General features: G+C 56.9%; 17 protein-coding genes and 2 pseudogenes. 11 read left to right on the top strand and 8 right to left on the bottom strand.

Going from position 1 to position 21862, the window contains the following annotated elements:
* Positions 1-35: 35 nt before the first annotated feature.
* The gene (locus G9C82_RS19590) at positions 36-1826 is read right to left on the bottom strand and encodes a cytochrome c oxidase subunit I (protein WP_127015105.1); all 1791 of its coding nucleotides are present in this window, start codon (positions 1824-1826) and stop codon (positions 36-38) included.
* A 362-nt stretch (positions 1827-2188) separates the two neighbouring features.
* On the opposite strand from G9C82_RS19590, the gene G9C82_RS19585 reads away from it, so the two are divergent.
* The 5 genes and pseudogenes from G9C82_RS19585 (at position 2189) to G9C82_RS19565 (ending at position 6485) form a co-directional block, all read left to right on the top strand.
* Positions 2189-2854: a helix-turn-helix domain-containing protein gene (locus G9C82_RS19585; protein ID WP_004965087.1), complete on the top strand. Its 666-nt coding sequence runs from the start codon at positions 2189-2191 to the stop codon at positions 2852-2854.
* Between the two features lie 469 nt (positions 2855-3323).
* Complete coding sequence (locus G9C82_RS19580) at positions 3324-4352, top strand: Cdc6/Cdc18 family protein (protein ID WP_127015104.1); 1029 nt, start codon at positions 3324-3326, stop codon at positions 4350-4352.
* A 229-nt stretch (positions 4353-4581) separates the two neighbouring features.
* Entirely contained in the window at positions 4582-5523 is a 942-nt protein-coding gene (locus G9C82_RS19575) for a hypothetical protein (protein ID WP_127015103.1), read from the top strand.
* A 2-nt stretch (positions 5524-5525) separates the two neighbouring features.
* Positions 5526-5846, top strand: coding sequence for a hypothetical protein (locus G9C82_RS19570; protein WP_127015102.1), 321 nt, complete (start codon positions 5526-5528; stop codon positions 5844-5846).
* A pseudogene (locus tag G9C82_RS19565) lies at positions 5843-6485 on the top strand (ribonuclease H-like domain-containing protein). Before G9C82_RS19570 ends, G9C82_RS19565 begins: the two are co-directional and overlap by 4 nt.
* A 50-nt stretch (positions 6486-6535) precedes the next feature.
* Here G9C82_RS19565 and G9C82_RS19560 read toward each other — a convergent pair.
* Together G9C82_RS19560 and G9C82_RS19555 are read right to left on the bottom strand one after the other, a co-directional pair.
* Positions 6536-7018, bottom strand: coding sequence for a hypothetical protein (locus G9C82_RS19560; protein WP_127015101.1), 483 nt, complete (start codon positions 7016-7018; stop codon positions 6536-6538).
* Between the two features lie 3 nt (positions 7019-7021).
* Positions 7022-7609: an Rrf2 family transcriptional regulator gene (locus G9C82_RS19555; protein ID WP_127015100.1), complete on the bottom strand. Its 588-nt coding sequence runs from the start codon at positions 7607-7609 to the stop codon at positions 7022-7024.
* A 369-nt stretch (positions 7610-7978) separates the two neighbouring features.
* On the opposite strand from G9C82_RS19555, the pseudogene G9C82_RS19550 reads away from it, so the two are divergent.
* Positions 7979-9319, top strand: a pseudogene (locus tag G9C82_RS19550) (RNA-guided endonuclease InsQ/TnpB family protein).
* A gap of 238 nt (positions 9320-9557) precedes the next feature.
* Complete coding sequence (locus tag G9C82_RS19545; protein ID WP_127015099.1) at positions 9558-11708, top strand: type B DNA-directed DNA polymerase; 2151 nt, start codon at positions 9558-9560, stop codon at positions 11706-11708.
* Between the two features lie 615 nt (positions 11709-12323).
* On the opposite strand, the gene G9C82_RS19540 is transcribed toward G9C82_RS19545, so the two are convergent.
* On the bottom strand, positions 12324-13613 hold the full coding sequence (locus G9C82_RS19540) for an orc1/cdc6 family replication initiation protein (RefSeq protein ID WP_174790062.1): 1290 nt from the start codon (positions 13611-13613) through the stop codon (positions 12324-12326).
* Between the two features lie 796 nt (positions 13614-14409).
* Between G9C82_RS19540 and tnpA the strand changes: the two genes are divergently transcribed.
* Together tnpA and G9C82_RS19530 are read left to right on the top strand one after the other, a co-directional pair.
* The gene (gene tnpA / locus G9C82_RS19535) at positions 14410-14802 is read left to right on the top strand and encodes an IS200/IS605-like element ISNph5 family transposase (RefSeq protein ID WP_127015097.1); all 393 of its coding nucleotides are present in this window, start codon (positions 14410-14412) and stop codon (positions 14800-14802) included.
* 1 nt (position 14803) lies between these two features.
* A complete protein-coding gene (locus G9C82_RS19530; RefSeq protein WP_127015096.1) occupies positions 14804-16060 on the top strand; it encodes an RNA-guided endonuclease TnpB family protein in 1257 nt (418 codons plus the stop codon).
* A 351-nt stretch (positions 16061-16411) separates the two neighbouring features.
* On the opposite strand, the gene G9C82_RS19525 is transcribed toward G9C82_RS19530, so the two are convergent.
* Entirely contained in the window at positions 16412-16735 is a 324-nt protein-coding gene (locus G9C82_RS19525; protein WP_127015095.1) for a hypothetical protein, read from the bottom strand.
* Between the two features lie 138 nt (positions 16736-16873).
* On the opposite strand from G9C82_RS19525, the gene G9C82_RS19520 reads away from it, so the two are divergent.
* Complete coding sequence (locus G9C82_RS19520; RefSeq protein WP_127015094.1) at positions 16874-17788, top strand: MarR family transcriptional regulator; 915 nt, start codon at positions 16874-16876, stop codon at positions 17786-17788.
* A gap of 46 nt (positions 17789-17834) precedes the next feature.
* Here G9C82_RS19520 and G9C82_RS19515 read toward each other — a convergent pair whose 3' ends face one another.
* The 3 genes from G9C82_RS19515 to G9C82_RS19505 form a co-directional block, all read right to left on the bottom strand.
* Positions 17835-18269 carry a PIN domain-containing protein gene (locus tag G9C82_RS19515; protein ID WP_127015093.1) on the bottom strand — a complete coding sequence of 145 codons (435 nt, stop codon included), beginning with the start codon at positions 18267-18269 and terminating at the stop codon, positions 17835-17837.
* On the bottom strand, positions 18270-18521 hold the full coding sequence (locus G9C82_RS19510) for an AbrB/MazE/SpoVT family DNA-binding domain-containing protein (protein WP_127015092.1): 252 nt from the start codon (positions 18519-18521) through the stop codon (positions 18270-18272). It abuts the gene before it with no gap.
* A gap of 319 nt (positions 18522-18840) precedes the next feature.
* Positions 18841-19050, bottom strand: a complete 210-nt coding sequence (locus G9C82_RS19505; protein ID WP_004966715.1) for a hypothetical protein — start codon at positions 19048-19050, stop codon at positions 18841-18843.
* Between the two features lie 533 nt (positions 19051-19583).
* Here G9C82_RS19505 and G9C82_RS19500 point away from each other — a divergent pair.
* Positions 19584-21449 (top strand): PAS domain S-box protein, encoded by a 1866-nt coding sequence (locus G9C82_RS19500; RefSeq protein ID WP_127015091.1) that lies wholly within the window; start codon positions 19584-19586, stop codon positions 21447-21449.
* The last annotated feature ends 413 nt before the right edge of the window (positions 21450-21862 follow it).

The raw sequence follows: 21862 nt of genomic DNA, 5'->3' as shown, positions 1-21862 counted from the left end.
TACCAAAATGAGCCTAGTCATCAACTTTAATAGCGTCAGTCGTCCTTTGGCGCGCCTCCGTCAGTCAACGCGGACCCCTCCTCGTCCTCGCCGCCGTCGGTGATAGCCGTCTCCAGCTTGCGGTCGAACCAAGTCCACTCCTTGTCGAGCATCCCGTCGCGTTCGAGGTTCCACGGGTCGCCGTCCTCGACTTTCGGGCCTTCGAGCCAGGACTGCAGCAAGTTCCAGACGAAGATAAGCTGGCCGACTAGCAGGATAAAGGCGCCCGCGGTCGCCAACTGGTGGAAGGTGCTGACCTGCGTCAGCGGTGCAATAGCGCCGTCAAATTCGTAGGTGGCGTACCGGCGGGGCATCCCCAGGTAGCCGAGCGCAAGCATCGCGAAGAAGGTGAGGTTGGTCCCGATCATCGAGAGCCAGAAGTGGGCCTTCCCGAGCCTGCGCTGGTACATCCGGCCGGTGAACACCGGGAACCAGTAGTAGATGCCCGCAAAGACACCGAAGGCGAGAGCGCCCATGAGTACGTAGTGGAAGTGCCCGACGACGTAGTAGGTGTCGTGCAGCAACAGGTTGACCGGAATCGAGGCGAGGAAAACACCGGTGACACCGCCGATGATGAAGTTCGAGACGAAGCCGATACAGAACAGCATCGGCGTGGCCAGTCGAAGGCGGCCGTTCCACATCGTTGTAATCCAGTTGAACGTCTTCACCGCGCTCGGTATGGATATCGCAATCGAGACCGCCATGAACGATGCCCGGAGCCGCGGGTCCATCCCCGTCGAGAACATGTGGTGGGCCCACACGCCAAAGGAGAGGACACCGATAGCCAGCGTGGAGTAGACGACGAACTTGAACCCGAAGAGTTGCCGACCAGCGAACTTCGGCAGGATAAGACTCACCAGCCCCATCGGCGGGAGCACCAGAATATACACCTCGGGGTGGCCGAAGAACCAGAACAGGTGTTGCCACAACAGCGGACCACCGCCCTCGACAGCGAAGAACGTCGTCCCGAGGTTGCGGTCCATGAGCAGCATCACGAGAGCGCTGCCCAGCAGTGGGAATGAAAAAAGGATGAGCCCCGACTGAGTGAGGACAGTCCACGAGAAGATGTCGAGGTTTGCCCAGCTGACGTCCTCACCGCGCTCGGTGAAGACAGTCACAATGAAATTGATGGCTCCCAACGTCGTCGCGACTCCAGAGAGATGCAGCCCCAGCAACATCAGGTCGACGCCGGGGTTGACCTGCTCGACCGACAGCGGCGTGTACATCGTCCAAGCGGTCTGGGCCGGCTCTATCATGTTCTCGGTGACCGGCGCGAGAAAGAAACCGGCCCAGATGAGCAGGGCGGCCGGCGGGAGGAGCCAGAAGGCGATGGCGTTGATACGCGGGAACGCCATATCGTCGGCCCCGATGAGTAGCGGGATGAAGTAGTTCGCGAAGGCCGCGATGATGGGCGTCCCGAAGAGGAACAGCATCGTGATGCCGTGACTAGTAAGTATAGAGTTGTATGCGTTCGTTCCCAGAATCGCTCCCCCCGGAACGATGAGCTGGATGCGGATGAGCATCGCCATGATACCCCCGACCGCGAAGGCGATGATGGCGTACAGCCCGTACAGTAGCCCGATGTCTTTGTGATCCACGGTCGTCAGCCAGCGAATTAGCCCAGTGGGTTTCTCGCGCTTGCGGACGACGGCGTCTTCACCGGTCGCTGTTCCACCCCCGGCTAGTGGCGTATACGACCGCCAGCTCTCGATACGTGTGAGTACTGCGGTGATGCCGACGAGGAGGACGGCCATCAGCCCTGTCAGCACTAAATCTCCTACAGCCATTATACGACAAAATAACACTCTAATTGTATTCTTCTGGAGGTTATCCGTATAACACCCTTATATGGGGTGCGATAATTTTGTGCGGCTCTAGCCCTTCCGAACGTGACCACTGACTTCAAAAAACCACACTTGATGTGAGATGAATTATAATGTTTCCGAACAATCACAATCAGTCAACATTATCGTTAGGAATGCCAAGACCTGTTCGGCCGCTTCTCCGAGACGACAGTGGAAATCACCACCTTACTTGTCGGACCACACTAACACTGTTACAATCCAGGCCACTAGCACAGTAAGATAAGTTACCGTCACGTGTCGGAAGATAGGCTCGCAGCTAGACAATAAAATGCCAAATTAAGACAGTGACCGATATTAAAGCCGACATACGGGTCGAGCATCCCGACATAGTGTGTACGAAGTCAGTCACGTACGACCAAAGTTCGAAAGTGATGTCGGTCTCAGAGGCGGGAACTGACCCAACATCTAGAACCTTCTATTACTACATCGAATCGTCCGACTTCCACCGGCTCGAAGAGGGATTACGGAACGATAATACTGTTGCTGAATTCGAACGGATCATCGAAACCAGAGATCAGGAGGCAATATATTGCGTCGAATACAGTGGTGAAGGGATACTTCTCTCACCGGTGATTTCGGACGCGAATGGTGTTATCCTCGATAAGGAAAATAATGGAAGCGCTTGGCTGTTCACAATCTGGCTGACAGAACGAGCAGGCCTGCATCAGATCTGGGACTACGCTCAAGAGAACGACATTGACATCAAGTTACTTCGCGTGAACGAATACGCGAGTTTAGGAAATACGGACGCTGGGTTGACCGATAGCCAACGGGAAGCACTCCTCGTCGCGCTCGAAACAGGGTATTTCGAAGAACCACGGAAGGCAACACTCGACCAAGTCGCCGTCGAGCTGGATATCTCTCAGCCTGCAGCGGGTGGTCTCCTCCGACGTGGAATCAGGCGACTCATCATATCGTCCCTGCTAGCTGAGAGCAAAGCACCAGAGTAGCTACCAATCTGACGCCAGTATACTGTAAGGGTTGATGACTGGGGTTGTTTAGCGCTGACTATGCGCTCTGTATCTTGGACGGCTAGTTGAACATCTTTTGAAGCTGGCACAATCGTTACAGTCCGTGGATAGATCCACTGAGCAGGTGGCTCGACTCAAAAATCTCGGAATTGACTCTTCAGGAAATTTCCCTTGGCTCCTGGTTACGTATTTATTTCCGCTCGTGCGTCTCACTCCGAACAGAGGTAACACTCTCCAGCAAACTGCTCGTGATTATCCCTGTAATCAGGACTGCATTCTGGGCGTTTCGCAGGCTTTCCGGAAATCTTGGAAGCGACGGTTTACCGGAAACAAAATCGCTTGACAACGGCGAGATTGGCAAGCAAAACCAGCGATAGCTTTTCACTTTCCGGAAACTACCCAGCCACCATTATATACCGCGCTAGAAAACCAATCTACTGATCAATCCATGATTCGCGATGCTCGTGTGCTTCGGGCAGGGTTCGTCCCTCGTGAAGTCGAGCATCGCGACGCCGAGGTGAACCACCTTTCCAGCGTTCTGGAACCGATTGTGAACGGCAAGCCCGCCGACACCGCCATCGTCACTGGGCCCAGTGGAACTGGAAAGACATGCATCTCAAAATTCGTCACCGAACGTCTTCGCGGGGAAGTGCTCGACGTCGAGACAACTTACGTCAACTGCTGGCGCAACTACACCCGCTTCCGAACACTCTACCAAGTCCTCGACGACCTCGGCCAGACCATCGATATCCACCGGCAGTCGACACCCCACGACGAGCTCGTTGACAGACTCCAACAGTACGACGGGCCCCGAACAGTGATCATCCTCGACGAGGTTGACCAACTGGAGGATCCGGGGATTCTCTACGACCTCCATAGTTTGGAGCAGTTCGCGCTGGTCTGTATCGCCAATACGGAACAAGAGTTGTTCAGCCGCGTCGACGACCGCCTAGTGAGCCGTCTCCGATCAAGCGAACACGTCCGCATGGACAAGTACCACGACGAGCAGCTGTACGACATCCTGCACGCTCGGACGAAGTGGGGACTCGACGATGACGTCATCACAGACACTCAGCTCTACCAGATCGCCGATGCAGCCGCCGGCGATGCCCGGCTCGCTATTGGGATTCTCCGTACCGCCGCCAGCATAGCCGATAGGGAAAACCACGGACGGATCTCCGATGAGATGTTGCTTGATGCAGCAGACGATGCTCGCGCCCAGATCAGACAGACGAGTCTCGATTCGCTCACACCACACCAGCAAGCCGTCTACGACATTATACGAGAACATGGGCCAGTAGGGCCCAGCAAGATTCACGACCACTACTGCGATGCCGTCGATGACCCCCGAACGAAACGGACTGTCCGAACCTATCTGTCGAAGATGGTTCAGTACAACCTGCTGGTTGCCAAGGGAACGAGCCGTGATCGGCAGTATTCGGTAACCACCGATTCGATTAATTCGCCAACGAGGTGAGACCCGAACAGGAATTCGATTCGCCGTGTTGTATTAACCAACAGACTGGCTGATTCGATTGCGGCTGCTGGTTAACTCTGTCAAAGACCATTCCGGAGAGATTTCTGGAAACAGGCCGAAGGAACGGAAACCCACACACTGCAGCAGAATGCAGACTGCTACAGAGGATTTCCTGAAACGCGGAAGTGACACGCCGCGGCTTATTGGGTCAGTGAGCATCTAATTGAGTATGCCAGATCACGCAGCATCGAATCTGTTGGCCGTCGATCAGCCTATGCGAGGGGCAGACCGAAATCAGTCCATTGCTGACCGGGCTGACCCAGCAACTGACGATATCCTGCTTCCGTCGCTTGACGACGGAATCACGTTACTGGACATCGACGACAGTCGCGGCGTGCCGGTTCTCCAGTCGCTCGTCCTCGATCATCTCCTTATGCATGAGGGTCCCGCCTTCTGGGTTGACGCCAACAGCCATGCAACGACAACCACGCTCGGACAAATCGCCCCGAGTCAGCGACTTTTAGACCGCATCCACGTCGCCCGTGGCTTCACGGCTTACCAGCACTACGGTGCCGTTGACGAACTCTCAACAGCAGTAAACCAATCCATCCAGCAATCGATTGAGCCAACCCAGTCAGGCGTCCAGCAGCCAACAAGGCGGGACGACAACCCGTCACCGCATACCCCCTCGCTCATCGTTGTACCGGCGGTCGATGCCCAATATCGCGCTGACGATACCCTCAGCGACGAGCACGCAGCAACCCTTCAAGCCCGGACGCTCGCTCGGTTAGCGACATACGCCGATGGCTACGATATTCCCGTCCTCGCCACTCGCAGCAACCATGACGACTTCACAGCGTCGGTCGCGACGGCCGCCGACCATCGTCTGGAGTGTAAGCATACTCGGATGGGGCCACGATTCGTCGGCGACGACTTCGAGACGCTCGTCTATCCCGTCGATGACGGCGAGTACTACCAGACGACGTTCGCGTACTGGCGGCAGCTGCTCGCGGCACGCGCCACGCAAGTCGGCGTGGAACCGACAACGCCGACGCCGTCGACGCCGACCCCGGAGGGTGTCGGAACGGGCGTCACGACTGACGGTGAGACGGTGGCGGCCACCGCCGATCCCTTGCTCGATGCGTGGACGGCAACCAGCGGAGGGCGATAACGATGGGGCGTACGAACCCGACGTACCGAGATGCGTTGCGGGCCATCGAAGAGCGATGGGCGGAGTTTCGACGAGCACTCCGGCGTCGTGACCAGCCCCAGTTCGACCAGTTGTTCGAGTACGCTCGCAACCATGCTGACGCAAGCGGACTGTTGAATCACCAGAACCCGCTGCTGCCGGCGCTGCTCAGCATCGATCTCGAACAGGAGGGCCGACTTGACGACCACGAGGAACGCCTAGTGGAGCTTGAGCAACGGCTTTCGGAAACTGTGAGCGAACAGCAGCAATCGCCCGCCGAAGGTGACACTGGAGGTGCAGAATGACTGAGTTGACGACGATTGCCTTCGATATCGAAACGACGGGATTTCAGACTGGTGATGAACTCACAGTAGTTGGGTTCGACTCGGCGGTCTCGTCGCGAGTGTTTCTCCACACCGGAACGACACCTCCGAAAGCGCTGGCAGATCGGTTGAACAACACTCTCGAGACACCGGTGCAACTCTCACTTCACGACAGCGAACGGGAACTCCTGAACGAACTGGCGACGTTTGTCACATCGACACTCACCCAACGTGATGCAAAGCTCGTTGCGTACAACGGGGAGCGGTGGAACGGAGGGTTCGACCTTCCGTTCCTTCGCACACGGCTCTGTACGCACGGGCTCGAGTGGCCGTTTGGCACGTTGCCATACGTCGACGTGATGGATGTCTTCGAGACACGCTTCAATACGAGTGAAGATACGCTGAGTGGCGTCTACGAGGAACTGATCGGCGCCGGATTGAACGACCTGGATCCATACCGACAGTAGCGAGGCAGTCACCGCATGGGAGGAGGGAGCCTACGAGCCACTCATCATCCACAACGTCGCCGATATCCGACGGACTCGAGCGTTGATGGAGCTTGCAGAACGGTATTGTTCAAAGTCAGATTTCTCTATGAAGTCGCTGGAGCCTATCGCCTGAAGAACTCGCTTCTCAGTGGGGGTTCGTAAAGGAAAGCACCCGGATGGTTCCTACGGTGGGTTACGACCTGCGTTGAGTGGTTCATACGAGTCCGTGTGGTAGGCGACCCGCCAGAGTTTAAGGACCGCGCGGGTGACCAATTCTTCAGGAGATTGTGAAATACAGGACGCTTCGACCTCGTCTGGATCAGAACTCGCGTTCGGCGGTGGATGATAGTGTTCTAATCCAGGGACGTGGATATAGTCGCCTGCGTGTGGGTGCTTCCCCCAGCGCAGATTCACCCCTTCCGTGTCCGTGTAATGGAACTTGTAATCATCTCGTGTCGTCCACTGGATATCGATCCGGGCGTCCTCGGCCCCACACAGTCCATCGTCAAGCATGACTTCGAGGACTGATGGATGGAGGTAGTCGTCGAGTTCAGGTGTTGCGAGCGGTTCCATCTCCTCGACGACATCACGAATCGTCAGTAGCACCGGCCGATCCGCAGCTCCCCGGAGAGTATGGGTTTCTGCTTGGTCAGGCGAATCCCGCATTGCTCAGGCAGGGACGCTGTCGTCAGTCGAGCGACGGTCACTATCGACGAACTGCTCGGCGTTGCCGATCGAGAGGGCAGCGTTCGCGAACGCGAGATTCCGTTGGAGCGTCTTCCACTCACGAATCGTCTCTGGGTCGATCTCGTCCTGTGACCCGGTCTCGCTGAGGGCTTGGTTCGTCTGGTTGACCGCCAATTCTTCGGGGGAATCAACACCGAATTCGGATCGATATTCGGTGAGCTGCTCGCGCATCTCCTGAATTCGGGTGACGAGTTCATCGGTCGAGACGTGCTCAAGGATGTCGGCAGCCTGTTCGACGACGAGTGATTCAGGTGAGCGCCGATAGAGTGTGCCACCCTGTTCGCCGGGTGTCGTCTCGACAAACCCCTCGTCTGCGAGTGTGTTCAGGTGCTTTCGAGCGGTCTTTGGAGCCGTCCGTGCATCGTCAGCTACGGCATCAGCTGAGACGGGACTGTACGTATGTGAAACGACGTGTCGAATGCGCTCGTAGGGTGTCGTTTCGGCCTCCCATTCCTCGCCGACCGCCTCGTTGACGTCAGCAAACTCCTCCGGTGGACTTCGGTCGTTCATATGGAAACGCACGGTTCAGAGAAACATAGTTCTTTGGCAGATTCCTATATTCCTCCCGGTGGTGAGTACACCGGCTGAATCCACACAGATGAATTCCGGAAATCGTTCCGGAAGCCCCATGACAACGACCAATAAGCCAGAATATAGCGTTGAGAACGCTTTTCGAACCGATTTGCTGAAAATTAGAAGCGATACGCCGTCGCCTCTCAGAACCAAGGTCCGAAGAGGGTAGACGAGAATCGCGGCGGATCTGCTGAGATACCGCCGTATTCCTTCCGGTCAGAAGTCTCCAACGTGGCGACTCCAGTTTTACTTTCACTCTGGCGGGACAGTGTTTACCTTGCGACGGAACAGATCGATAGGTGGTAGATGAAGCGTACCAATACGTTCGCCGTGCGACCGCTCTCCGAGACCGGAGAGCAACTGTTACGGGACCTGTTGGACGCTTCTGCCGCTCTCTGGAACGAAGTTAACTACCAACGCCTTATGCGGTACAACGACGAGGACGGCTTCGAAGGCGGCATATGGGACGCCGATACCGGCCGACTCGAAGGTCGATACAAAGGCGTGCTCGGGGCGTCTACAGCTCAACAGGTGATACGCAAAAACAGCGAAGCGTGGCGCAGTTTCTTGCATCTGAAAGACCAGTACCACGACGAGTCGAACACGTCGGTTACGGAACATCCTAACCCGCCGGGATTCCGTGGCAACGAGGACGACGGACGCCAACTCAGAACCGTCATTCGTAACGACGCATACACGACTGAGTGGGGCGACCGGTCTCGGCTTGAGATTCTGGTCGGCAGCGAGCTGAAGGACCAATACGATCACACCGGCCGCCTCCGACTCGAAATCGCTGGCAACCCGAATTGGCCCAACTACGAAAAACAGGGCCGGTTGGACCTATGGTACGACGAGACGGAAAGCACCTTCCGAGCTTCCCAACCTGTGACTGTGTCTGATAGTGCACGGGCAACTCCACTGGCCGATGAAACGGCCGCTCTGGACATCGGTGCGAACAATCTCGTCGCCTGTACCACCACGACCGGCGAGCAATACCTGTACGAAGGCCGTGAATTGTTCCAGCGGTTCCGTGAGACGACACGAGAGATTGCCCGGTTGCAATCCAAGCTCCCGGAAGGCCGGTACAGTAGCGAGCGTATCCGGCGACTGTACCGCAAACGCACCCGCCGCCGCGACCACGCGCAAGGAGCACTATGTCGTGACCTGCTGGATCGACTGTACGCCGAGGGCGTGGATACGGTGTATATCGGCGGGTTGACCGACGTGCTGGACACACACTGGTCGGTCAAAACCAACGCCAAGACCCACAACTTCTGGGCGTTCAAGAAGTTCACAGAGCGATTAGCGTGTACCGCAGAGGAATACGGGATTTCGGTCGAGGTTCGATCGGAAGCGTGGACGAGTCAGGAATGTCCACGGTGTGGATCGACTGACTGAACGACGCGGCATCAAGACACGCTCACCTGTCCGTGTGGGTTCCAAGGGCACGCCGACCTAACCGCGTCAGAGACGTTTCTCGAGCGGCACACAAAACAGGCAGTCAGGCCGATGGCACGGCCCGTGCGGTTCCAGTGGGACGACCACACCTGGTCGGGGACACCACACCCTCACGAAAGTCCCAACGAACAGCGCACAGACCCGAGTACCGTTCACCACGGGAATATTGCCCTCAGGGAATCGGCATAGCCGAAAACTCCACAGAGGAAACCGGGCCATAGAAGGCGCGGAGGATGTCAAACTCCACGCTTCTACGTCTTCCCTCACCCCCAGAGGCCGACCTCGACATTACGATCCTCCAGTCGGTGTACGACCAGCATCCGTCGTCGCCGTGACCGAGATGGTTGCGAGAGAGACCATCGTTCCCTGAAATCCGGAAGTGACACGCCATCGATTATCCGGAACCTCACTGTAGGCTCTGTAGGGAATGCCGTTCACAATCGACTTCCTAAGCGACGGTCGTGTCTTGGAGTGGGAGGTGACCGCCGACGGCGCCATCGCATCAGAACGAGATAACTACACACCGCGATTCTACGTCGCCGCTCGCGACCCTGATGCCGACCTCGACCTCACGATACTCCAGTCGGTGTACGACCAGCACCCGGATGTCGTCGCGACCGAACTGGTTGCGCGACGCCCCGGCTTTCGACGAGACGAGGAGGCCGTTCTCGCAGTCGACGTTGCCCACATCGATCGCGTCACTCCACTCGCCCGGCAAGCGCGCCAGCTGTCGGACTATCCAGTCGGGGACCTCGCCTGTTTCAACGTGGACTTTTCGCGAGAGTTCCGGTACTGTCTGGAGACCGGCGCCGATCCGACGCCGGCGAGCGAGCTGTCGACGCTCCGGCTCAGCGTCCCGGTGACCGAAACGAGCAACGACATCTATGGGGAGCTGTCCGTCGCCGGCGACACCGTCACCGGCTCGCCGACGGATCTCCTGACCGCCGTCCAGGGGGCGCTCGACGCACACGATCCGGACGTCCTGGTCTGCTCAACCAGCGAGATCGTCCCGACTCTGTACGAGATGGCGACGGACGCCGGCATCGACGACTTCTCGCTGAGTCGGTGGCCGGACGTCGAATACCAGCAGCTTGCGAGCCGGTCAACATACTCAAGCTACGGTCGCGTCGGTCACTCGCCGGCGCGGTACAACGTGCCTGGTCGGGCAATCATCGACGAGTCGAACACGTTCTTCTATGGGGAGACGAACCTCGACGGCGTCCTCGACCTCGTGTCGCGCTCGAACAAGCCCGTTCAGGAGCTCGCGTGGGCGTCGATCGGGAACGTGCTGACGGCGATCCAGATCTGTGAGGCCCACGACCGCGGCATCCTCGTCCCGTGGAACTCCTGGCGTCACGAGTTTTACAAGCCGATGGGGACACTCCACGACGCCGACCGCGGCGGGTTCATTTTCGCGCCCGAGGTCGGCCTCCACGAGAACGTCCATGAACTCGACTTCTCCTCGTTGTACCCGAACATCATCTGTACCAGAAACGTCTCACCGGATGTCATCCGGTGTGACTGCCACAGCGACCGGGAGGATGTCCCCGGCCTCGGGTACTCGATCTGCGACGACCGGGGCTACCTCGTCGACGTGCTGCAGCCGATCATCGACGCCCGCGACGAGATCAAGGCGACCATCCATCGCGAGAAGGAACGGGACGACCCCGATGAGGACTGGCTGGCGGAGCTCGAGGGACGGTCGGGAGCGCTGAAGTGGATCCTCGTCGCCTGCTTCGGCTATCAGGGGTTCAGCAACGCGAAGTTCGGCCGTATCGAGTGTCACGAGGCAATCAACGCGTTTGCTCGCGAGATTCTGCTGACGGCGAAACAGCGACTGGAAGCCGGCGGCTGGCGGGTCGTCCACGGCATCGTCGATTCCATCTGGGTGACCCCGGACCCTGATGTCAACGATGAGAACCGCGAGGACCTCAAAACACTCGCGACGGCAATCACGGAAGAGGTCGAAATCCGGCTCGAACACGAAGCCCACTACGACTGGGTGGGGTTCGTCCCGCAGCGCGAGAGCGGCGCCGGCGCGCTGACGAAGTACTTCGGGAAGGTCGCCGGCGACGACGACTTCAAGGTCAGAGGTATCGAAGCCCGGCAGCGCTCGACCCCGCCGTTCATCGAGGATGTCCAGCGGGACTGTCTCGAACGGCTCGATGCGACTCAATCTCCGGACGCGGTTCTCGGGCATCTCGAACGAGCAATCGACGAACTGCAGGCGGGCAACGTAGCAGTGGAGCGGCTCGTCGAACAGAACCGTGTCTCCAAGCCGCTGGAAGGCTACTCACAGAATACCCAGAACGTGGCCGCCTTGAAGCGAGCCCGCGAGCAGGACCTGGCAGTCCACCCGGGCCAGGATATCGAGTACGTGGTCGTCGACGACGAGAAATCCTCGCGAGACCGTGTCGCATTGGCTCACGAGGAGATCGGGTCATACGATGCGTCATACTACGAAACGCAACTCGTCCGGGCGATAGAGAGCCTCCTCTCTCCGCTAGGGTGGGATTACACGGACATTCAAAAAGAACTCTCAGGGGTACGTGACCCAGAGCTAACCGATTTCCAGTGACCGACCAGTGAATAATTTCAGTAGAGAACCATGCCCCCCACTCCCTCCCCCCGTCATCGATGTGTAAAACGATGAGAGGAGGGGAGGGGTGACGAGAGGAGAACGGCGAAAACGGGCGATGAGGCTACAGACATGAAGAAGAACGTCTCAGCGGTCGAATCTATATCCTCGTAAGCAATGCATATTATCTGATGAAGTTTTATATGTAGTGCGCTATAATCAAAACCGTACTAGGTTTAGATGAAAAGGTTAGGAGAAGTGATACTTCGACTAACCGAACATGGATGTCTCCATCATGCCTCCTGTCTTCATATGCGATCTATCTTGTTTTCAACCGTCTCATGGCGTCAAACCCGACTTTCGTGATCTGATCCACGTGAGTTCCCCTTCGACCCCCTGCTGTTTACACATCGATGACGGGGGGTGGGGGTCACGAGACTCCGTATCTTGATCTCATCTTTAGTCCGTTAGAAGGTTTGATGTGGAAGTAGATGCTCCGTGTTCTCTGACGCACCGAGACCAGTTCAGGACTCTCTCGACCTCTACCCCGCTACTGTCTCGGCTTTACACATCGAACATGGGGGGTGTGTTTTCCATTAGATGCTCGACCAGACCTCACTCCTCGTGAAATTCTTTCAGTTGAGCATTCACGACTGAACTGAGGAGTTCTTCCTGCTGGGCTATTCCTTCCAGACGTGTATCATCGACAATCCGAGTCATCATCGCTTCAGGATCACCCGTGAATGTGAACTCCATATACATCCCGCCGCCTCGTCCGCGGCTTTTCCGGGATGTTGAAATCAACCCGTACGTCGAGAGTTCTTTGACATATTTGACGTACGTTTCACGAGTCATCTGGTCCGCATCGAGTTCGTTCGTGACCCACTGATAAACTTTGAATCCAACCGGGCTTGGGACGGAACTACCCGTCAGACTCGAGTGATACGCAACGGCTGCAGTTGCGTACAGTGAAATCTTCTTTTGTGTCGTAAGCCCCTCAACGAGCTTCAGCGACCGGTCTTTGTCAATCTCCTCCTGAGATTCTCGGACGTGGTCCTCCGTGACCACTTCATCTCCCCGTTCGTCTGCGAGGTCACCGGCACCGCGGAACAGGTCGATCGCCTTCCGTGCGTCACCGTGACTTTGTGCAGCGAACGCCGCCACGAGCGGAATCACGTCGTCGTCGAGAGCATTTTGACGGAACGCATCGCGTCGATTTGCAAGAATTTCGCGCAGTTGGTTCGCGTCGTAATCTGGGAAGTAGACGTCACGTGGATTGAATGAACTCTCGGCACGCCCGTCGATGTCTTCCATGAATCTTGGATCATTCGTCAGCGCTGCAACGGACACGCGGCCTTCGATTTCGTTCGTGTTACTTGCCCGCGATAACTGATAGAGAAGCTTCGAGTATGCGGGTTCGTCGTTTTCACGCCGGCCGACCAAGAGATCGATCTCGTCGAGAATGAAGATAACCGAATCGTAGAACTCGTTGATGAGTTCGTACAGACGTCGGTACTTGCGCTTTGTCGATACACCGGTCTCTGGAACACCGACTTCAGTACCAACGTCCTGAGCGACGGTTTGGACAAGTTCGTAGACGGCTTGATCGAGCGTATTGATTGGCTGGCAGTTGATATCGATAACACCGAAACGTTCGCCTTTGGATTGACAGAGATCGATGATCTGTTGCGTGACGGCCCCGATGATGAGTGACTTACCTGTTCCTGCGGGACCGTACAGCAGCATATTCGGCGGCCGATTTCCTTGGAGAGTCGGTTTCAAAAACGAGACGACGGACTCAAGCTGGTCGTCCCGGCCGACGATTCGCTCCTCGTCGATGATCGTGTCAGGCTCGACGAGGTCCCGGTTGACGAACACCGATGCCTCCCCTTCATCATCGAGCATATCACGGATCGACCGCTGAGCGGTCTCTTCGGTCAATCCCTGATTTGGGCTTGCGTCTCCGGCAGCATCCTCACGGGCGGATTCTAACTGCTGTCCATCCGATGTAGAATTAGTTTCTTCATCAAGGGTGGATTGGTCCCCCTCTTTTTGATCACTACCGGGCATATGCCTGCTGTACGCCGGAGGATTAAAAAGATTAACCTCCGTCGATGTTTATTCGCCCGTTGTATGTAATACATCGTCTAAATTTAGCGATTTCACGGCCCATTAGTTAGAACCGACACCGAAGTATATCTGGTGGAAGGCCCCCCGTCATCGATGTGTAACGCAGAATCGGCGGCCCCTATGTATATTTGCGTATCTGTGGTTGGAACTAGATGTACCCTCCCCATCATCGAAGTGTAAGCCGAACGTCTGACACCCCCCGCCATCGAAGTGTAAATGCAGGGTCGACCATCCCCCCGTCATCGAAGTGAAAACCGGTTCAGTTTCCGGCTCTTTTGATGTTCACCGCTCGAATTTCATTTCGTGCTGTATCTAAACTGCCGTCGTCCTGTTCTTGATTGGTGATGCCTCGATGGCCACTCTCGAATACTTCCTCACCGTTCGACGAACTCATTAGGGACCTGAATTCAATTCTATCCTCATCGATCTTGATTCAGCGAGAGAATCCCGCCGTTCACGGCGGGCGTGAATCGCGTAAGCCCGGTTCGACACTCCACGCGGTTCTGCCCAACCGAATACCCAACGGCGCAAGAGTTACTGAGATTGGGTGTCTTGTATTCGGTGAGGCCAAATGGAGTATCACCTGCAATCCGGATCGCACACGGTCTACGCGCTTCAATATCACTTCGTGACCGTCACGAAGTACCGCGCCGACATCCTCACCGATGAGCGGCTGGAGCGCGTGGCTGAAGTCGCTCACGAGATTGCAGAGGACTTCGAGGCCGACATCAAGAACGTGGACGGCGGCACCGACCACGTTCACATCCTGTTCACGACCAAACCCACCACCGACCTCACAAAGTTCATCAACTCGCTCAAGGGCGTCACATCCCGCCGGATTCGGCAGGAGTACCCTGAGGTGAAACAGACGCTCGAAGATGCGTTCTGGCAACCGGGATATTTCCTCGCCACGACCGGTCAAGTGAGCATCGACGTGCTGATGGACTACGTGGCAAACCAGTAGCATGACCGCAACAACCACGAAAACGCTGGAGGCCACGCTCGCCCCGCCGACAGACCACAAAGAGCGCAAACTGTGCGACCTGCTCGACACCTACCGCGCAGGACTCCACGAGGCGTTCGAGGCCGGGTGCGAGACGATGACCGCCACCAGCGACGTGGTGACGCCCTACGACCTGCCGTATCAGGCGAAGGCGGCCCTGTGCAACTACGTTCCGCAACTGTACGGAACCTACGATGCACAGGAGTTGGACGACGACCACCCGGTTCGGCTCACCAACCAAGCCGCTGAGTTCGACCACTCGCCGGAACGCGACTACGAGTTTACGTGGTGGGTACCACAGCCCGGTCGCGGCACCAACTTCTGGATACCACTCCGTATCAACCCCGCTCAAAAAGAACTGTGGCACGACCTCGTGGACGGTGAACCGTCGGCAGGGCAACTCCGCCTGCAACGCCACCGCACGTCGTGGACGCTACACGTCACCGTCGAGTTCCCGGTCGAAGAACCGAACTACGAACCGACAGACGACGATGTAACACCAGTCGGCTTCGACATTGGCGAAGCACACCTGCTCGCGGGCTGTGCCTGCGAGCAGGGCACTCCGACCGACCCACTACTCATCAACGGTGGCCGCGCTCGCCACCTCCGCAAAGAGATGCACACGACGCTCAAGCGCTTCCAAGAGCGTGACGCCGCCGAGTGGCGGATTGACGAACGGTTCGACCACTACCAGAACGCACTCACAGACATCATCGAGAAGGCGTCTCGGCAGGCAATCGAGTACGCCTGCCGATTCGAGAAGCCTGTGATCGTTCTGGAAGACCTCTCGTACATCCGCGAGCATCTCGATTACGGCGAGTGGATGAACCGACGCCTCCACGCATGGGCGTTCGCTCGCTTGCAGGAGCGCATTGAGGACAAAGCGCGAGAGTCTGGCATCCCGGTCGAATACGTCGAGCCGTCCTACACGTCGCAGACGTGTCACGAGTGCGGCCACGTCGGGCGTCGGGACGGCGATGAATTTCGGTGTCAGAACGAGGAGTGTTGGGTGTCGGAGTACCACGCAGACATCAACGCGGCGGCCAACATCGCTGACCGCCACGACCCGTGGGGTGAGAGCCTGCCGCTGAAACCGGCGGGCGATGACATCCCACGGGATGGGAGCGCCTGTGACAGCGCCGCGATCCCCACCGAGCAGAGCCAACCACGGCAGATGACGCTCGGAGAGGTCGGGTCGGAACCCTCTGCCGGTAGTTAGCCGGTATTCCCATGCAGGGAAGCCGCGCCGTTCACGGCGCGGAGGATGTCACTTCTTTGCCCTCTCCCATTTACAACTCGAAAACGGAGGGTGTCCTACGATTTCTTTGTCGTCGGTACCATCGATGATGCGGAGACGGTGGAGAAACGACGGAGATGCGGGGGGTGTGGTCCCTTCCAAATCTGCTTCACCCCTCTGTCAACATCCAGTTACGACGGAAACGTGGGGAGGGTGTTCTCTCTCTTCGAGTTTTACTCGTCCGGCTTGACCGGACCCATTCACACTCTGGGGCGTCGTCCGCTACGTCTCTAGTGGTACTGAAAAGGACATCAGGCTACAGTTCAATCTCATCTACTCGTCGGGATTCACCGGCCCTTTGTACTTTGACGTCACCGAATCTCCTTCCCGCCACTGCCAGTAGTAGTAGCGATTGTCGTTGATCTCCTTGATCGTGATCGTCGCTTTAGCAGGGACGTCGTCTGGAAGATCGTCTGGTCGCTCTTCGACCTCTTTTTGATCTGCTGACTCCTCAAGGCGGGCCTCTCGTTCCTTGTGCTCGGCGAGCGCTTTAGCGTACGAAGCAACGTTTCGGACCTGCTCCGGAGACGACTCGTTGAGCGTGTTGACGACCTCCGTCGGAAGGTTCGCCGGTGGGGTCGGGGGTTCGTAGGTCATCGGTTCCTCTCGTGTTAACCAACACGGCCCATGAATCCATAGTTTTGTTGGTTAAGACGGTGGAGGCAGTTCTCGCGACCGCTGATTGTAACACCACTTGAAACTTCTTTATATAATAGTTTCGTACTATGTTACACCGTGCTCCGGCGCATCGAACTCGAGGTCCTCGCCACGGTCGACCGCGGCGACACGATCTCCGAACTCGCGACGAAGCTCGACCACAGCGAGAGCTACCTCTCTCGTGCCGTCGGCGACCTCGTCGAGAAGGGACTCGTCTACACGGAACGCGACGGCCGGCGAAAACGAGTCGTTCCGTCGGATGCTCGCGCCGTCGAACTCTATCGGGACCTCGTCCGTCAGCATTCCCACATCGGCTTCCCCGAGATGCTGACCGGCAAGGCACTTGAGGTGTTGTACTACCTCGATGAGTCGCGAACTGTCTCCGAGGTTGCCGACCGGAGCGACAACTACCGCAACACGGTCAACCGCGTCCTCAAGCGGTTTCGCGACCGTGGTCTCGTCGGGACGGACGACGGCCACTATGACTTCAACGCCGACTTCGACCGCCTCCACGCGTTTGCCCGGGAACTCGCACACCATCTGCACCGCCAGCGCCTCGAAGCCGCCGCCCCGAAGGGCACGATTCTTTGGGAGGACTACGACGAATTTCTCGCCCAATCTGAGACGGAAATCGACGCCGAGGGATTCCACGAAACTGGCCTCGCTCGATTCGCGGCCTTCGACCTCCAGTTCCTGCTTACCGGCCACCGCTACTACGTCTACTCCGAGGAACTTGATGCGGTCTCCCCGGCGGAACTTTGCTGTCACACGCTACTGATCGACGACGGCAGCCGCCACCGCTCGTACTGTCTCCTCCTGCTCAGCCACGTCGACGTCGACGAGGCGGACCTCCGAGAGCAGGCGGCGAAGTATGGCCTCGAAGCCGAAATCGACGCCTTGCTGCGCTACCTCGAGACGCACGGCGAGGTCGACGACGACGGGCTTCCGGAGTGGGACGAGTATCAGGAGCTAGCGGTTGACTACGAGATGTGACTATCCTGAGACCGGCCGTCGTCGCCAGCTGTGCCGTCTGCCAGCGTCAGTTTGGGTCGTAGGGATTCGTTGCTGTATCGAGCCGATAGACATCCTCGACAGCGTCAAAATCGTCATCAAACGCATACAGGTAGCCGAGTCCCTCGGTTTGCATATACGAGATAATGCAGGCATCGACGAAGGAAAGCGGTTCGTGTTGGCGAAAGAGGGCCTTCCCTGTCGCGAGGGCGTCGGTGGTGAGGGAGTCGATGTGGAAGCGGGCGTTTTCTTCGATGCGATCAAGTAAATCGACGGCTGCGTCGTGGCCGGCGTGGGTCGTGAGGCCGTTGAGGGTTTCCGCGAGTACGTAGTCGAGGACGACTGCTTCCGGAAGCGTTCCATTGTCGATGCCTTGGAGTACCGGGAGCGCAACGTCGTGGGATCCATCCCGCCGATATGCGGCAGCAAAGAGGACTGTCGTATCGATGAGTGCCCGTGGCATTTACTCGACGTCGACGCCCCAGGCGTCGTGATCGCTCATTACATCGGTCGACTCCTCACCAGCGTAGCCGTTAAAATCGGCGAACGTGCCCGTTTGCTGTTGGATGACCTGCACCCGGATGCTCCCGTCGTCTTCGAGTTGCCAGCGGAGCTGGTCACCATCGTCGATATCGAGTTCACGTCGAATCCGGGCAGGGATGTTTGCTTGATTCCCGGACACCTTACTTTCGGCATCGATCCTGTCGCTGCTCATATCTCTCAGTAGGTAATCGTCTGTCAAAAGCCTAGTGTGTCGCCACACTACCCTGCGCTACATGAGAGATTCCAATGGAAAGTCATTGATTTACTCCGAGAGTGGTGGGGACCGTACCTTGGACCACGGAACACATTTGCGCTATATTTTGTGATCCACCTAACGCATATGCCTGCATCACCGGAAACCCGGTGCGGGGCGGTGCAACGACTCGGTCAACTTAACCAACAAAAGTAGATAGTAGCTGCAAGTTGTTGGTTAATACACCACAGTAGTGCAGTTACACACTCGACTCGATTAAAAAAGAGCGATGTAGAGATTAGATCCGGCGCATTGTCGTCACGATTTCCCGACCAGTCACACGCCAGCGACACCCGTTCCAGACGGCCTCAACGCGCTCGAAGCGGCCGTCAGATCGCGGGTTGAATTGGATTTTGCGCTTTGGACCACGAACCGGCTCGTAGACGAACCCTTTCGCGTCGGTTAGCGTTACGATACGACTGTCTGTCGAGTTGTCTGGATCAGTCATTGGTGGCTTACAGATGTGGAGAGAACCCGCGCTAAGCCGCGCTTAGAAGGGAGATAGACAGAAACAATCCATACTCACATGAATCTGATTAGCACCGGCTGTCTGCAGGTAGCACTACTGTATTGGACGTAGACGGTGCAGTACTGCTTCAGTGCTGAATACTAGTCACAGAGGAGCCCCGTCATACTGAAACTATACAATCACAGTCTCTCAGCCGTTGTAAATACAGGTTCTTTGCTCATTGAAAAGAGTGAAGAGGCTGCTCAGTCTGCGAACTGACCGGTCAAGCAACTACTAGATGAGAGTGGTATTCGAACTGGTATGTAAGATGGAAGACGCGTATCTTGCACGGTCTGGTGGTCCCATCTCCATCACCTCCGGGTCATGGCCGTGCGCAAACTGCGACATTTTCGATCAGGAGTCGGCAGCGGACGGTACCTTCTGACCAGCTACCATTCCTATTATTTCGTCCGAAAATCGTGCCACAACCTTATAAAGGCCAACTGCCAAACTCTGACATATTGAACAAAACAGTGAGTATCTCCGTCCTTCACGTCGATGATGAGCCGGATTTCGCAGAGTTGGCAGCTGATATGCTTGAACGTGAGGACGACCGGTTCACTGTTGCGACCGCAACGAGCGCGAGTGAGGGGCTGGAGCGACTTGCTGCGGATGACTTCGACTGTATCGTCTCCGACTACGATATGCCGGGGCAGAACGGCATTGAGTTTCTCGAACAAGTCCGTGATGAGTTCCCGGACCTCCCGTTTATTTTGTATACTGGAAAAGGCAGTGAGGAAGTCGCCAGCGACGCGATCTCAGCAGGTGTCACGGATTATCTGCAAAAAGAGGGTGGAATCAGCCAGTATGCCCTGCTCACAAACCGAATCAGGAACGCAGTCAAAAATCACTATGCCCAGATAGAACTTGCTGACAGGGAACAACGGCTTAACCTGTTCTTCGAGCAGTCTCCGCTCGGTGTCATCGAGTGGAATGAGAACTTCGATGCCGTCCGTATGAATGATGCAGCCGAAGATATCCTCGGGTATGCTGAAGACGATCTGGCAGGCCAACCATGGGAGGTGATTGTCACGGAACCCGACCGCGATGCCGTTGGTGACGTTGTGGCCAATCTCCTCGAAAACAAGGGTGGATACCACAGCATCAATGAAAATATCCGGGAAGATGGTGAACAGATTATTTGTGAGTGGCACAATAGAGTAGTAACCGACGAGAATGAGGATGTCGTAGCTATCTTCTCTCAGTTTCAGGATATCACCGAGCGAAAGCAACGAGAGAATTCTCTGGAGCAGTTACACGCAGCCACGCGGGACCTGATGACGGCAACGACCGTTGAGGAAGTCGCGACACGGGCGTCTGAGACGGCCACGCAGGTATTGCAGGTTCCGATGAACGGTATTCATCACTACGACACGGAGGCAGACGCGCTTGTACCCATCGCATGGGCGGACAAGACCGACGACGTACTCGACGACTCGCCACCTTCGCTTCCTGTCGATAGTAGTCTGGCGGGGCAGGTATACCGAACGGGTGAGGCCCAGAGATTTGCGGATATTCGCGAGGCCGACGATACATTCGACCCCGAGACGCCGTTTCGCAGTGAATACATCATTCCGCTCGACGACTACGGTGTCTTCATCCTCTCATCACCGGAAGCAGACGTTTTCGACGCGACAAATGAAGTACTCGCGGACGTATTCGCAGCGAATGTTGAAACTGCGCTCGACCACGTCGAACAGCGACAGCACCTCCAGCGTGAGCGCGACCGGCTTGATGAGTTTGCCAGCATCATCTCTCACGACCTTCGCAACCCGTTGAACGTGGCCACTGGACGCTTGGAACTGGCACAACGAGAGTGTAACAGCGACCATCTCGACGGCGTCGCGCAGGCACACGACCGGATGGATGCACTCATCGACGACGTCTTTACGCTCGCACGAGAGGGCAAACAAGTCGAGGACTCGGACCCAGTCGATCTCGGGGACACGATTGATGCGTGCTGGCGTAACGTTGAGACAGTCTCGGCAACCCTCGTGACCGAGACCGAGCAGACGATCATCGCCGAGTCGAGCCGCCTGAAACAATTGCTGGAGAACCTATTCCGGAACGCGGTCGAACACGGTGGTGAAACCGTCAGGATAACAGCCGGCGATCTGGATGACGGCTTCTATGTCGCTGACAACGGTCCCGGCATTCCCGAGAACGAGCGCGTCGAGGTGTTCGAGGCCGGGTACTCGACTGCAGACGAGGGGACTGGGTTTGGACTGAACATCGTGCAGGAGATTACCGAAGCCCACGGGTGGGATATCAGTGTGACCGACAGCGAAACTGGCGGAGCGCGGTTCGAGGTTACTGGTGTTGAGACCGCTGCTGCATAGGCGCGCTGTATTGGGTACCATGATTTTGATAGAATCCATAATGGTTCGTTCACGAACTGCTGAATAGACCCCACGAATACAGCAGTAACTCACCGATTGTGGTTCAGCGCTTGAACCAATCAGTACAGGCGGAATATCTACCAGTCCAATCTGTTCAATCTGTAGTCGGCTCCGCGAGAGATACGCAAGTCTCACATGAGTGGCTCCGACAACAATTAGCGATGGCGAATCCACTGACGTATGTGTTAACGGTCAAGCATTTTTCACTCAAGTACGTCAGCGCTGCCTTGGTCGAGCGGATCTTCGATATCGCCGATAATCGTTTCCAGCAGGTCAGTGACGGTCACTAGTCCAATAACCTCGCCGTCTTCGATGATGAGAGCCATCTCTTGTCGCTCTGTCTGGAACTGATC

The organism is Haloarcula sp. R1-2, assembly GCF_011627385.1.
In the GTDB taxonomy this organism is placed as follows: Archaea; Halobacteriota; Halobacteria; order Halobacteriales; family Haloarculaceae; genus Haloarcula; species Haloarcula marismortui.
The sequence above is the reverse complement of the archived record's forward strand: the minus strand, read 5'-3'. Positions and strand labels throughout refer to the sequence as shown.

Coding starts and splice junctions, on each gene's coding strand:
- G9C82_RS19590 (WP_127015105.1), bottom strand. CDS start 1,826: ATGGCTGTAGGAGATTTAGTGCTGACAGGGCTGATGGCCGTCCTCCTC.
- G9C82_RS19580 (WP_127015104.1), top strand. CDS start 3,324: ATGATTCGCGATGCTCGTGTGCTTCGGGCAGGGTTCGTCCCTCGTGAA.
- G9C82_RS19575 (WP_127015103.1), top strand. CDS start 4,582: ATGCCAGATCACGCAGCATCGAATCTGTTGGCCGTCGATCAGCCTATG.
- G9C82_RS19570 (WP_127015102.1), top strand. CDS start 5,526: ATGGGGCGTACGAACCCGACGTACCGAGATGCGTTGCGGGCCATCGAA.
- G9C82_RS19560 (WP_127015101.1), bottom strand. CDS start 7,018: ATGCGGGATTCGCCTGACCAAGCAGAAACCCATACTCTCCGGGGAGCT.
- G9C82_RS19555 (WP_127015100.1), bottom strand. CDS start 7,609: ATGAACGACCGAAGTCCACCGGAGGAGTTTGCTGACGTCAACGAGGCG.
- G9C82_RS19545 (WP_127015099.1), top strand. CDS start 9,558: ATGCCGTTCACAATCGACTTCCTAAGCGACGGTCGTGTCTTGGAGTGG.
- G9C82_RS19540 (WP_174790062.1), bottom strand. CDS start 13,613: ATGCTCGATGATGAAGGGGAGGCATCGGTGTTCGTCAACCGGGACCTC.
- tnpA (WP_127015097.1), top strand. CDS start 14,410: ATGGAGTATCACCTGCAATCCGGATCGCACACGGTCTACGCGCTTCAA.
- G9C82_RS19530 (WP_127015096.1), top strand. CDS start 14,804: ATGACCGCAACAACCACGAAAACGCTGGAGGCCACGCTCGCCCCGCCG.
- G9C82_RS19525 (WP_127015095.1), bottom strand. CDS start 16,735: ATGACCTACGAACCCCCGACCCCACCGGCGAACCTTCCGACGGAGGTC.
- G9C82_RS19515 (WP_127015093.1), bottom strand. CDS start 18,269: ATGCCACGGGCACTCATCGATACGACAGTCCTCTTTGCTGCCGCATAT.
- G9C82_RS19510 (WP_127015092.1), bottom strand. CDS start 18,521: ATGAGCAGCGACAGGATCGATGCCGAAAGTAAGGTGTCCGGGAATCAA.
- G9C82_RS19505 (WP_004966715.1), bottom strand. CDS start 19,050: ATGACTGATCCAGACAACTCGACAGACAGTCGTATCGTAACGCTAACC.